Annotated in this window: 12 protein-coding genes; all 12 read right to left on the bottom strand. The window is 33.6% G+C overall.

What is annotated here, in order from left to right; all coding sequences use genetic code 11:
- Positions 1-24: 24 nt before the first annotated feature.
- Positions 25-969 carry a GntR family transcriptional regulator YhfZ gene (gene yhfZ, locus K8M07_RS11615; RefSeq protein WP_223379102.1) on the bottom strand — a complete coding sequence of 315 codons (945 nt, stop codon included), beginning with the start codon at positions 967-969 and terminating at the stop codon, positions 25-27.
- Between the two features lie 215 nt (positions 970-1,184).
- Entirely contained in the window at positions 1,185-2,903 is a 1,719-nt protein-coding gene (locus K8M07_RS11610) for a 5'-nucleotidase C-terminal domain-containing protein (RefSeq protein ID WP_223379100.1), read from the bottom strand.
- Positions 2,904-2,972: 69 nt separating this feature from the next.
- Entirely contained in the window at positions 2,973-3,821 is an 849-nt protein-coding gene (locus K8M07_RS11605; RefSeq protein ID WP_223379098.1) for a transposase, read from the bottom strand.
- Between the two features lie 120 nt (positions 3,822-3,941).
- On the bottom strand, positions 3,942-5,954 hold the full coding sequence (locus K8M07_RS11600) for a 5'-nucleotidase C-terminal domain-containing protein (RefSeq protein WP_223379096.1): 2,013 nt from the start codon (positions 5,952-5,954) through the stop codon (positions 3,942-3,944).
- Between the two features lie 99 nt (positions 5,955-6,053).
- Positions 6,054-6,977: a glutamate formimidoyltransferase gene (gene ftcD, locus K8M07_RS11595; RefSeq protein WP_223379094.1), complete on the bottom strand. Its 924-nt coding sequence runs from the start codon at positions 6,975-6,977 to the stop codon at positions 6,054-6,056.
- A gap of 94 nt (positions 6,978-7,071) precedes the next feature.
- Entirely contained in the window at positions 7,072-7,221 is a 150-nt protein-coding gene (locus K8M07_RS11590) for a hypothetical protein (RefSeq protein WP_223379093.1), read from the bottom strand.
- 128 nt (positions 7,222-7,349) lie between these two features.
- Entirely contained in the window at positions 7,350-8,738 is a 1,389-nt protein-coding gene (locus tag K8M07_RS11585; RefSeq protein WP_223379091.1) for an aldehyde dehydrogenase family protein, read from the bottom strand.
- Positions 8,739-8,765: 27 nt separating this feature from the next.
- A complete protein-coding gene (locus K8M07_RS11580) occupies positions 8,766-9,554 on the bottom strand; it encodes a 5-deoxy-glucuronate isomerase (RefSeq protein WP_223379089.1) in 789 nt (262 codons plus the stop codon).
- A 31-nt stretch (positions 9,555-9,585) separates the two neighbouring features.
- A complete protein-coding gene (gene iolG / locus K8M07_RS11575) occupies positions 9,586-10,590 on the bottom strand; it encodes an inositol 2-dehydrogenase (protein ID WP_223379087.1) in 1,005 nt (334 codons plus the stop codon).
- Positions 10,591-10,621: 31 nt separating this feature from the next.
- Positions 10,622-11,521: a myo-inosose-2 dehydratase gene (iolE, locus tag K8M07_RS11570; protein ID WP_223379085.1), complete on the bottom strand. Its 900-nt coding sequence runs from the start codon at positions 11,519-11,521 to the stop codon at positions 10,622-10,624.
- Between the two features lie 17 nt (positions 11,522-11,538).
- Complete coding sequence (gene iolD, locus K8M07_RS11565; RefSeq protein WP_223379083.1) at positions 11,539-13,473, bottom strand: 3D-(3,5/4)-trihydroxycyclohexane-1,2-dione acylhydrolase (decyclizing); 1,935 nt, start codon at positions 13,471-13,473, stop codon at positions 11,539-11,541.
- Between the two features lie 28 nt (positions 13,474-13,501).
- On the bottom strand, positions 13,502-14,332 hold the full coding sequence (locus K8M07_RS11560; RefSeq protein ID WP_223379081.1) for a ketose-bisphosphate aldolase: 831 nt from the start codon (positions 14,330-14,332) through the stop codon (positions 13,502-13,504).
- Positions 14,333-14,344: the final 12 nt, after the last annotated feature.

The following is a 14,344-nucleotide window of genomic DNA, read 5'->3' as shown; positions in this document are numbered from 1 at the left end:
TTTTAGTATATTCACAGTAAAAAATTAATACATTGGTATTATGTTTCCATTCAATACCTGTTCTTGGATTTCCTCTATATAGTCCATGGCTATGAATTTGTCAATTATTTTCTTAAAATCGGAGTTTTCATTATTTATTACCATAACTGCTATTGTATCAACTTCATTCATATCTAAGCTCTTACTATTTGTAAGAGGCTGAATATTATAGTTTAAGTTCTTTCTTTTTTCATCTACCTCATCTTTATTCCATACTGCTGCATCTATCTTATTGTTTTTTAATTTATCCATTATTTGACTATATGAAGTCTCTATATATTTCACATTTTTTCCTTTACATTCATATTTAGTCAACAAAGATTGATCAGGAGAATCAGGGTCTATTCCTACCCTCATGCCATCTCTTATTACCTTTTCCTCATTATCTCTAAAAATTATTATGTGTTGTCCAACATAGCTATATTCCTTAAAATTATGAATTATATCTATAAATTCAAACTTTTCTCTTTCATGAATAGCAGCCAACTTTGAAGTAATAGCAAAATCATATTTGCCTAGATCCAATGCCTCTATTCTTTTTTCTGCACCTCTCATAAACGCTAAGCTAAAAGGAATATCTGCCTTTTCAAATGCTTTATAAAGTCCAGTGGCCAATCCCTCATAGCGTTTTGAATAAGGCAAAGGCATAACTCCCATTATAACTTTGAAATCTGAAATATCCCATAATTTCTTATGATTAACAGACAATATGAAAGTTCCTAAGTGACCTCTACTTTCAAGGCTTATTGCTCCTTCTCTTTCTAAAAATTTAATTGCAGACTGTACAGTTCCTCTACCAGTATTAAAGTTCTCTGCATAATCCTTTATGGTTTTAATCCTGTCTCCTTCATCGTAGCTAATAAATTCTCTAGCTAAAAGCATAGCTACTTCTCCATTTTTAGACATCAACTTTCGCCTATAATTACTCATACCCACCTTCCTTTTTGATAAACATCATTATACAGATTCCCGTATATTAATAATATCATAACTCAAAAAAGCTTACAAGGTATAGTTTTGTTAATGCATTCTATCGCTAACAACGAATATTATCTTTTCAAAGCTTTATAGGATTTAAAACCATATAAGGATATAATTTTATGTGAAAAATGGACGAGGTTGAAGTGCATTCCTCGTCCACAATTTTACTCAGCAGGAATTAGTATCTTTTGTCCTGGGAAGATTAAGTGTGGATTTGCTAGCTCATTATATTCAGCTAACTTCTCCCAAGTTTCACCGAATTTCTCTGCTATTCTCCAGAGAACATCTCCAGGTTTTACTTCATATACTTCTTGTTCTGGCACTACTACTTCCGGTTCTTGTACTCTTTCTTCAGCAACTATTCTACCTTCAACATCAATATTTATCTCTCCTATTTTTTCTATATACTGAGCTAATATCTCATCAAAAGCTGCATATTCAGCAATTATATTACCATTGGCCAAATCAACATAATCATCTCCACCAATAGCCATAAAATCATTCGTAGCTAGTGTATAAGTCTTGTTTACGTCTAAAGGTTCCCCCTGAATTACAACATCATATACTCTACTTCCTGGTTCTGCTGATAAGTCTATCTTAAATGTCATACCAGCTACATGTGGGAATTGTCCAGCTGGTTCTGGATATCCAAATACACCATGCTCTAATGAATTCAATATGTCTATTCCCTTTATTTCCATCTTAACCCCATAGTTTCCAAATGGGAATGTATCTAAAACATGTTGCTTAGTAATATCTCCAGCCTCAATGGAAGCTCTTATACCTCCACCATTGGTCAAAGCTACATCTGCTCCAGTTGCATCAAGTAAAGCATCTGTCATTAAGTTACCTAAGTTTGTTTCCTGAGTTCTAACTAATTCTCTTTCTCCAACTAATTTAACATTGGTTTTACCTATAACTTCTGAAAGTATTTCCTTGTTTGATTCTTCCAATTCAGTAATGATAGCACTAACATCTTCATCTTCTGCTAATGCTTCTGCTTCTTCTCTGGTAAATAAGGTTGGTATCATATTTGTTATCTCTCCATCTGTAAATTCAATATCCACCAATCCAATATTTCCTAGATATTCCCCTGTTTGTACAATCAATGTATCTCCTACTTTTTTCCCTTCTGATAATAAACTATGGCTATGTCCATCAACGATCAAGTCTATTCCTTTTACCTGTTCAGCTATATCCGATGATTTTGGATCACTTGTTTCATCTAGTCCTACATGAGATAGACCAATAATCATATCAACCTCTTCTTCTTGAAGTTTTGTCACTACTTCTTCTGCCTTTTCTACTGGATCAGTAATATCTACTCCTTCAGTATTCTTTGGACTTGATTTATATTTTGTTTCTACAGTAGATAATCCAAAAATACCAATCTTAAGTCCATCTACTTCTTTAATGGTATACTCAACTAAATCCATTTGACCTTCTTGTGTAATAACATTAGCTGCTAAGATAGGGAAATCTGCTTCTTTACTTAGCTCAACTAATCTATCATATCCATAATTGAAATCATGGTTTCCTGGTACCATGGCATCATAACCAATTTCATTCATAAGCTTTATCATGGCTTCTCCCTCAGAAACATTTATCAGTGGAGTGCCGTGAACAATATCTCCTGCATCCAATAACAATACATTAGGATTTTCATCTTTTAATTGCTTAACATAAGTTGCAAGCTTTGAAAATCCAATCAGTTCCTCATCCCCTACTACTCTACCATGTACATCATTAGTATGAACAACAGTAAGGTTAAGTACATCTGACTCTGCTGCCAATACTATATTCTGTACTGGTATCATCAACATACCTAATATTAAAGCTACTGATACAAATAAACTAACCAATTTCTTATTCCTAAAAGCCATATACATTCCCTCCTTTTTTAATTTAACATATTTCTTTATAAATACCCATTTTATTGGGTTCTGCACTTGTTATTGTGTTAATATGTATGTCAATGATCTAGCAGCAACTCCTGTTATACCTATGTTCTGTCCTATTTCATCGAAAGTATATCCCTGTTCCCTTCCTTCTTGTATATACTTACTCTTATACTCCGTAAGATATCTTTTTCTACAGCCCTTTTTTATTAGTTTATACTCCTCTTGTGTTGGACAAGATTTTATTAATATCTCATCTAAGCTTAATCTTTTTTTATCATCGATTCCTTTTATTGATTTAACAAACTTTTCTGTTCCTATTATTGGGTTATCCTCACAAATGTGCTTCATGGTTTTAAAATCTATTTCCTCTTCCATAAACTCTATATATTGATTTATGGCTTCAATTCTATTTGGAGAAAACATCTTCAATACTTCTTCTATATCCACCATACCTTCCATATTGACCCTATAGAATACATCACTACTCCATTTATATTCCTCCATAGTATTGCATATATTAGCTGCTATAGGGCTGCTATGTATATATTTCATAATAGTTAATAAATATCTTTCGTCTTGAACTAAAATTCCCGTATATCTATCCTCAAAGACAGAGCCTGTCCTATTTGTCTTATTGTTATAATATCTAGCATATTTGAAATTTATGTTATGCATTATCTTGCTAATTGGAATATTTAAAGTCTGTATCAAAAAATGATAATGATTATCCATTACTATATATGCAAATATTTTAAAGTCACATATTTCCTTGGTTTCACTTAAAATTTCTAATATATTGATTTTATCCTCTTCCTCTTTAAAAACATGTTCTCCGTTATTTCCTTTTTGAATTATATGGTATACTGCACCGTAATATTCTATTCTAAGTCTTCTACCCATATAATCACCTCTAAATATATTTCTATATATATTATTCTATATAAACCTTTAATTTCCTTCTTTATTTCAATTATTTTTGCAAAAACAAAAGCTTCCACTTGGAAGCTTTTGTTTTATTATTTATTGTGCTGGTATTAATATTTCTTGGTCTGGAAATATTAGATGTGGATTAGAAAGATCATTGAATTCAGCTAATCTTTCCCAGGTAGTATTGAATTTTTTAGCTATCTTCCATAATACATCTCCAGAATTAACTACATACACTTTTTCTTGTCTATTTATTAATTCCTCTACTTCTGGTTCTGAAGGAGTATCCTCTACTTCTGTAGATGTTCCATGCTTTTCTAATACTTCTTCAGAAATAATACCTTCTTCTATTAGTTCATTAACATTTATAGCCTTTATATTTATACTTCTTCCATCTTCTGATGATGGCAATTCTATATTCCCTTCATTTATCTGCTCAACTATATAATCTCTTAATGGATGTTCTAAATCTGCTCCTATAATTTCCCAGTTATTATCAACTTTAGGTTCTATTGTGCCCTGCTCTCCTATATGATCAGCTATTAACGTCCTTAAGGATACAGGATCTGAAGTATAATATGGTTCATTGCTCACAATTCCCATGCTTTGAAGTCCACTAAGTCTATAATTATTTATTGTTAAGTTAAATGTATCGTCATCTTTAACTGGTTCACCATCAAATGTTAAATCCACTATTCTTTCACCTGTTGGTTTGGATATATCTATCTTATATTCTACTCCTTGGAACATATCATAATTATATGGCCTAATCTCTGGATTAAATCCTATGGTCACATCCCCTGCTTTATAAGTGTTATAAAATGCTGCTGACCATTCCATGTAATTCTTCAATTCTGCTCCGGATATTTCCACTGCTACTAAAGTGTTTGGATATTTATAGATATCAAATATATCACTATATGATATACCTCCCTTTTCAATATTAGATGTAGGGCTAAACAATGCTGCAGCTGAGATATCCGCTCCTGTATTCTCAAGCTGTACTTGATTGATTAAATCCATTACAGCTGTATCCCTTATTAAGCCTTCTGATATTCCTTCTATTTTAGGTGCTGGATGGAAATCATCAGAAGCTTGACCTATGACTACTTCTAAGAATTCTAAAGTTGCATCGTGATATTCTTTAGCATATTCTTTTAATTCTTCAGATGCTTCATATTCAGCTACATTAATCAATTCTACCTTTTTGTCTGTAACTTCCCACTGTTCTCCATTGTTTTCAAGGAATAAATCAAATCTTACTACTTCTGTTCCAGTGTCTGTTGCTCCACCAACTGCCGTATCTCCAACCATCTCAGCTACCGATGCATGATCATGCCCTACCAAAATAGCTTCAATTTCTGGATTGTTTTCTATTACCTTTTTTGCTGAATCGCCACCTTCAGCATCATATTCTCCATCTAATCCAGCATGTGATGTAGCTATTATTATATCTACGTCTTCTACTTCTTTTAATTCCTCAACATATTTTTCAGCCGCTACATCCATAGGCTCAAATTCCAATTCTGTAACCCTTGGTCCATCCCATCTTGGTATATTTGGTGTAGTAAGACCAAGTATACCAACTTTAATTCCTGCTACCTCTTTTACGATATAAGGTTTAACAAAATTGCTACCATCGCCTTTGTTATAAATATTTGCTGAAAGAATAGGAAACTCAGCTTCATCTACCATTTTGTTTATTAATCCTGTACCAAAGTTAAATTCATGATTTCCTAAAGTCATTGAATCATAACCCATAAAATTCATCACATCAATCACTGGATGTGATTTATCTAACTGAATATTATACAAATCATCAGTAAGAATTGTTCCTTGTATAACATCACCATTATCCACCAATAGAGTATTTGGATTTTCATCTCTTACTGCTTCCACTACTGAATACACCTTAGCAAAACCTATATTATCTACTTCTTCTCCATCTTCGTATGACCAATTATAGATATTGCCATGAATATCAGTAGTCCCTAAGATGATCAACTGAACTGATTTTTTCTCTGCATTTACAGGTATAGTGACAATACGTATGATAAGAATGAAGGAAAGAACAAAACTTAATAATTTTTTTCTTTTTAAATGCACATTAATCCCCCTATTTTATTTTTAAAAACCTTTACATTTATAATACTAAATATCCAACTATATTTGTAGCAATTTTTAGAAAATTTTATTAAATCTCCATTATCCCATCAAATGAGTCTCTAGTATCTGTTCCTTCCTCAGCCCTTGTAACCCCAAATAATACTCTAAATTGTTTAATAGATAATCCAATTTCACCGGTCCTACTAATTCTGATCCTGTAACTGCTACTCCATATCTTTTAGCTTCTTGTTTTACAAATTCGAAAGCTCTATAGATTGGAGTTTTACTACAATCAAATAGATTCATCGAAACAACTACTCCGTCCCTTTCTGGGAATTTAATACCTACTGACCTTATTGTAGAAAATCCACCACTTGGACCTCTTAGTGCCTTTGCTATATTTTTCGCTATGCTTACATCCTCTGTTGCCAAGAATACATTATATGCTGTTAATCCTTCCATGTCCGCACTTACTATAGTAGCACCATATTTATCGCTTAACCTTCCATCTGTTGATAAATCTGGCTTTCTCTTTTCATAATCCTGATGGTCCTTATTCTCTAATAATTCTCTTAGCCCTTCATATTGTCCCTTTCGTATAAATGATATACTCTTTTTATCTTCTGTTTTAGCATTTTTCCCAGAGAAATAAACTGGTACTTTATATTGTTCAAATAACTCTTGGCCTATTTCTTCTGCCAATTCCACACATTCTTCAATACCAATATTCATAAGTGGGAATATTGGTATAGTGTCCTGAGCACCTATTCTTGGATGGGTGCCTTTTTGTTTTCTCATATCTATTAATTCATAGGATTTACCTGCCATATTCAATAAAGCTTTTTTTAATGGTTTAGGTTCCCCTACAATTGTAAGTACAGTTCTGTTAAAGTCATGCTCTGGCTCTACACTTACTAATTTAACACCTTCCACCTTTCTTACCTCGTCTGCAATCGCCTCTATTATTTCTTCCTTTCTTCCTTCGCTAAAATTTGGTACAGCTAAAATATATTTTTTCGACATAGTATAGCCCCCCTTGTTTTAATAATATCTATAATGTAACATATAAATTATAGTTTTTCATTGTGAGTTTTCTATAAATTTATTATAATAGATATTATTTCCTTGTGGAGTTTTCCAAAAGTTCATCTAATTCCTCCTCAGTCAATTGATAATGATAGAATTTGTCGTAAAATTCCCTTACTTCTTCTTCCATATTATAATCGAATATCTCTGGATATAGTAGATTTTCAATTTTCTCATTCAATTTTGGTCTTTATTCTCTATATTTCTCAGGGAATTATTATGCCAGTAAACCCATATTTAAATATTCCTATTACATTATAGGGGCTTACTGGCATTTTATCTTGATTTAATTTATGGCGATCTACTCAATTATTCATTCATTACATCGCCAAATAACTCATCATCAGTAGGTTGGGTGTCTGGTATTGGATAAGATAGCCAAGTAGTATTTAGTAGATGTTTCCAAGTTATATTTTCATTTGAAATATTTCCTCCCCATACTCCACAACCAAGGCTTAAAGTCATGGGCATTCCATTAGTCCAAGCTCCACTATTGGCTAAGCATTGAGGTTGTCTCACCATTACACGGCTTGTATAGGTTTTTAATGCAAATTCTACTATATGGCCTTCATTGGTGGAGTGGATCCCACAGGAGTGACCTTTCCCCTGATATTCTGTTATTTCATTTACTTTGTCTATGGCTTCTTGAAATTCTTTATATTTATATATGGTTACTACCATTGAAAGTTTTTCTCCTGAAAATGGGTATTTAGGCCCTACTTTTGTTTCTTCTACCATTATGAATTTCTTGTTTTCTGGTATTTCAAGTCCACCTACTTCTGCTATTTTTTCTATAGGTTGAGCTACTATATCTACATTTAAATGCCCATCTATCCACATTTTAGATTGTAAGTTTCTTTTTTCTTCATTGTTTAATAGATATCCACCTTCATATTCTAATGCTTGCATCATTTCATCGTATATATTTTCTTGAATTACTAATGAATTTTCAGATGAACAACTTGTTGCAAAGTCAAAGGTTTTACTTCTCATTATTTTATTGGCTGCATCTTTAATATCTGTCGTTTCATCTACTACGACTACTGCGTTTCCTACTCCTACTCCATAAGCAGGAGTTCCAGATGAATAAGCTGCATTTACCATGCCTCCTCCACCTGTTGCTAACACTAAATCTGATTGCTTCATAAGTTCTTGCGTGATTCCTAAGGTTGGGTTTTCTATCCCTATTATCAAATCTTCTGGTGCATCGTATTTTTTAAGGACTTCTCTCATTATATTTACTATCATCGTATTTGTTTTTTTAGCTCTTGGGTGAGGGGACATTACTACAGCATTTCTAGTTTTTATTGCCATTATAGCTTTAAGTACTGGAGTCGCCTCAGGGTTTGTCGTTGGAATTACTGCACCTACTACTCCTACGGGTTTTGCTATTTTAATTAAACCTTTTTCTTCATCCCTTTCAATTATCCCCATGCTTTTTTTACCTTTCATATCTCTTAAAGCACCTTTAAGTTTTGTGTTTAATTTTGCATATTTAGAATCATAATTTCCAAGGCCTGTTTCTTCTACGGCCAGTTTAGATATTTCTTCAATAGTTCTTGGTTTAACTATATTCCATACAATAGCTGTTATTAAATGGTCTACCCTATCTTGATCAAAATCTTCAGCAATTTTTTGAGCTTTTCTTGCTCTTTTAATTAATCCACCTATATATTTTTGTTCCTCTAATGTTGCCATTTATATCAACTCCCTAATTTTTTTATCTTATTTCTCTGACCAAATCTTTACATTAGGCTCTAATAGCCATTTATGTTCTTCCTCATCAATCCTATCCGTCCAAGGATTGCCATCTAAATGTCGAATCATCCAACAGTAGTACATCCCATAACCAGGAGCTGTTACTTGGGGATGGGATAATCCGCCTGGTATTGCTGCCATACTATTATGGGTTACTTTAAATACATCTCCGCCTATGAAACAAGCTCCAAAACCTTGAGGCTTTGTAAATCTATAGAAATATATCTCTGGTTGTGGATGGTGGTGGGGTATATAACTAGACCATTTTCCAGGAGTGTTTATAACTTCGCCCATTACTAAATTTGAATAGGGGGCATTATTATAATCGAATACAGTCCTCACCATTCGCCTAGAAGTATTTCCCCATACATTGTCTCCAAATATTTCAGTTCCACAGTCTTTTGGGGCATATAGTTTTGATTGAAACTCTTTATCATTGTCTGTTTTTTGTATTAAAATCTCTGATTCAGTATCTCCCTTAATCTTTACCTTTATTTTTCTTGGTACATGTAAGCACCAAGGTTCTTCGTCAAATAAAGAGTTTCTCTCCATAGTTTCTTTATTATCCAGCCATTCCATAGTAACTTTACCATCTAAAAGTAAGATGGCTGTTTCCTTAACGTCGTCTTCTAAACCTATTTGTTGGTCTTTTTTCAATCTATATATTCCCACATCCATTAGCATATTCCTGTGTTTCCCATCCATCTCAGCTAGGCTATTATAGCCAAAATCTATATTATCAAATCTTTCAAACATAATTTTTCCTCCTAATACCTAAATGCGAATTCTAAAGTTTTATAGGTCTTCCTTCTTCATGGGACTTCTTCGCAGCTAATCCTATTTCTATTGTTACAAGTCCGTCTACTCCAGTAACAGGCGGTTCTTTATCGTTAATTACTACATCAACGAAAGATTTCATCTCGTCTGCAAAGGAGTCCATATATCTTTCTAAAAAGAAATATTTTGGTTTCTCTTTAAATACACCTTCAGCTGTGCTCCAACTGGCTGTTGAAGGAGTATCATTTTGAACTTCAGCTTGCCCTTTTGAGCCGAATACCTCTATTCTTTGGTCATATCCATATACAGCCTGTCTACTATTGTCTATAACACAAATAGTACCATCTTCCATCCTAAGGGTTATTACTGCCGTATCTACATCTCCAACTTCTCCAATAGCAGGATCTATTCTGCAATCAGCTGCTACATATATTTCTTTTACTTCACCATCAGTAAGATATCTTGCCATATCAAAGTCATGTATGCTCATATCTAAAAACATTCCACCAGAAACCTTAACATATTCAGGACTTGGTGGCTCTGGATCTCGTGATGTAATCTTAACTATATGAAGTTCTCCTAGTTCTCCTGAATCAATTAACTCTTTAATCTTCTTAAAATCATGGTCGAATCTTCGATTAAATCCTACTTGGAGTTTAACATTAGCCTTATTTACAGCCTCTAATACCGATTTTACCTTATCCACATTTAAATCTATAGGTTTTTCACAGAATATATGTTTACCAGCTTCTGCTGCCTCTATAGAAATTTGTGCATGGGTATCTGTAGAGGAGCATACTAACACAGCATCTATTTCTGGATCCAAGAGTATTTTTTTATAATCTTTATAAGCATAAGGAATCCTGTTTTGTTCAGCTAGCTTTTGTGCTGCATCAAAACAAATGTCTGAGACTGCCTTGATCTCAACCTCAGGCACAAAATTCTTTAAGCTTAATGTATGAACTCTACCTATTCTTCCTGCTCCAATAATTCCCACTTTTAATTTTCTGTCCATAGACTCATCTCCATTCTATATAATAAACTATCTATAATCCCGTTTTTCCATTAATGTAATCCCTAGCCCTTATTGCATACTCTAGTGGATTTGCCTTAGCTGGATCCTGTTCTGCTTCCACTACCATCCATCCTTCATATTCACTATTTCTAATTACTAAAAAGACATGATCAAAATTTATAACTCCATCTCCAGGAACTGTAAATACCCCTTCTTTTACACTTTTTAGAAAAGACCATTTTTCCTCTTTCAATTTTTCGTACACATTCTGTCTTACATCTTTTAGATGTATATGGACAATCCTATCAATGTATTTATCTATAAGGTTGTCTACAGCTTCTTGGTTGCCTTCAGAAAAATATATATGTCCTGTATCGAAAAGCAAATAAACATTTTCATTAACTTGTTCCATAAATCTATCAATCTCTTCAGGAGTTTGAATCCCTGTACCCATATGATGATGCAAAGATACCTTCATGCCTTTTTCTTGGGCTAATATTGCAATTTTGTTATAACCTTTGATTAATCTATCCCATTCCTCTTCAGTAAAAACTGGTTTTTCATCAAATATTGGTTTATCTAAACCTTGTATGCTACGCCCTTGCTCAGAACAACCAATTACTTTAGCACCCATTTCATAGAGAAAATCCCTATGCTCGATGAATTTTTCAATAGTTTCATCTTCCTTCTTAGTAGTAAAAAAGGTACTAAGCCAAGCATTACATATTTGTAACCCTCTAAGATTTAGAGCTTTTTTTAATACTTCTGGGTCCTTCGGGTACTTATTTCCAATTTCAGAGCCTGCAAAACCTGCTAAAGCCATTTCGCTAATACATTGTTCGAATGTATTCTCTGCTCCTAATTGGGGAAGATCATCATTAGTCCAGGCTATAGGTGCTATACCTAATTTGATTTTCGTGCTATCTAACATAAGAATCCTCCCTTTTGCTAATATTTCCTTGCCTTGTTAATATTAAACTCCATATCCTTATGGGCTTTTTGAATAGACTCTTTATGGGATACCTCTGGAATTCCCACTCTCCACCAAGACTCATATCCATCAGTCATAGTTTTAGGAAGAACTTTTACATCTATCAAAGTGGAAAGGTTTTGTTTTTTAGAATCTTCTATTGCATCTCTAAGTTCCTTTATAGTCCTTACAGTATAAGTTTTTAGCCCATATCCTTCAGCAGACTTAGCATAATCTATTGGAATTAAAGGACCATCTAATTTTCCTGTTTTTTCATCTCTATATCGGAACTCTGTTCCTAAACTGCCCATTCCTTGGGACATTTGTAAATTGTTAATACAGCCAAAGGACATATTATCAAATAGAATTATATTGATCTTCTTTTTCTCCTGGATACTCGTGATCATTTCTGAATGTAGCATTAAATAACTTCCATCGCCTACCATTGCATATACTTCTTTATCAGAATATGCTAATTTCACCCCTAAAGATGCAGCTATTTCATATCCCATACAGGAATAGCCATATTCCATATGGTAAGTATTTGCCACCTTCGGTCTCCATGCCCTTTGTAAATCTCCTGGTAAACTTCCCGAAGCTCCTACTATTATTGCATCCTCTGGTAACAATCTATCTAACTCGCCTAAAACTTCCGTTTGAGTTAAACAAGAACCAGTATCCTTATAAAACTCAGGTAATACATGATCTATATGTCCAGCAATTTCCGGTTTAAATCCTTCTTCTTTATATTCGGTAGAGAATAATCTAGCTAATTCATTTTCCCATTTCATTTTTGTTTCGTGTATTTCATCTACATAATTAGATTTGTATTTTTCTTCTTTCAATATTTTAGTCAATTCATCTAATGCCAGCCTGGCATCAGCTACAACTCTTGTAGAGTCAAGTTTATAAGCATGAAATTCGGATACATTTATACTTAAAAATTTCACATTCTCATTTTTAAACAAACCTTTAGAGCCAGTAGTAAAATCTGTATATCTAGTTCCCACACCTATTACCATATCTGCATCTTTTGCAATAAGATTGGCAGCTAAGTTTCCTGTAACTCCTATTCCTCCTAAATTCAACGGATGATCCCATGTGATTGCAGATTTTCCAGCCTGAGTCTCTCCAAAGGGAATGTTAAACTCTTCTGCAAATTTCCTAAAACTATCACCTGCTTCTGAATATTTAACCCCTCCTCCACATAGAAGCAATGGTTTTTTACTATTTTTAATGAGCTTTACTGCATCTTCTATAGCCTCTTTAGTAGGCGGTCTTCTTTCTATCCTGTGGACTCTCTTGGTAAAGAAATCTTCAGGATAATCATAGGACTCTCCCTGCACATCTTGAGGCAAGCAAATGGTTACTGCACCTGTATCAGCTGGATCAGTCAAAATCCTCATGGCATTTATCATTGCAGACATCAGCTGTTCTGGTCTATTGATCCTATCCCAATATTTGCTTACTGGTTTAAAAGCGTCATTAGTACTTATGCTTAAATTATAGGACTGTTCTATTTGTTGTAATACTGGATCAGGTTGCCTTGTAGCGAATATATCACCTGGCAATAATAACACTGGAATATTGTTTGCAGTTGCAGTGGCAGCTGCAGTTACCATATTTGCAGCTCCTGGCCCTACCGAAGATGTACATGCATATATTTGCTTTCTGTTCTTTTGTTTTGCAAAGGCAATAGCTGCATGTGCCATTCCTTGCTCATTTCTGCCTTGATGTATAATTAAATTTTCACCATATTCTTCTAATGCTTGTCCTAATCCTACTACGTTCCCATGGCCAAATATGGTGAAAATTCCTTTTACAAATTTCTCCTGTCTACCGTCATACTCCACATACTGATTATTTAAAAATTTAACCAATGCTTGTGCCATTGTAAGCTTCATAGTCTTCATCTAACCCCTCCCTTATTCCATATTGAATTTACCAACCAAGCAGCTTAATCTTGTTAATTGCAACTTTTTTTACTTCCTCCATAGGCCTTTTGAATAGCTTAGTTCTATCGAATGTATTTGGATTGTTTTTCATTTCTTCTCGTAGGGTAGTTGCAAAGGCCATTCTTAGAGCAGTACCAATATTTACTTTCCCCACATTATATTTTGTTAGTTTCTGTAGGTCTTCATCCTTTACTCCTGTAGAGCCATGGATAACTATAGGAGTGTCTATCAGTTTTATTATTTTTTCTAATCTATCATATTGGATTTTAGCATCTTGGACTTGCATACAATGTAAGGTTCCAATGGCAACTGCCAGTGCATGGACTTTAGTTTCTTTGGCAAAGTATTCTGCCTCTTCTGGTTTTGTATATATTTCTTTTATGTCTAAGTTTTTATCACTATATGGAACTGACCCTATTTCTCCTTCTACTGAAACATTGCAGACATCGGCTAATTTTACTATTTCCTTCGTATTCTCTACATTTTGTTCTAATGGTAGTTGGGAACCATCATACATTACAGAGGTATATCCAGCCTTAATAGCCCGTACTATTAGATTATAATCTTTAGCATGGTCTAAATGAATGCATATAGGAATCTTAGCATTCTTAGCCATTGTTCTAAATAACTTTGCATAATATTCTATATCCATAAATTCTACTGCATCTTTATTAGTCATAAGTATTACTGGAGCATTAGATTCTTCCGCTGCTTCTATTACCGTCATAGCATCCTCATATCCGAATACATTAAAGGCTGCTACTGTTCTATTGTTTTTTATAGCGTCTTTTAAAATATCTTTCATATTTACTAGCATAGAAACACCTCT

The sequence above is a fragment of the Schnuerera sp. xch1 genome, from assembly GCF_019931165.1.
Classification (GTDB): Bacteria; Bacillota; Clostridia; order Tissierellales; family Tepidimicrobiaceae; genus JAIOUP01.
The sequence above is the reverse complement of the archived record's forward strand: the minus strand, read 5'-3'. Positions and strand labels throughout refer to the sequence as shown.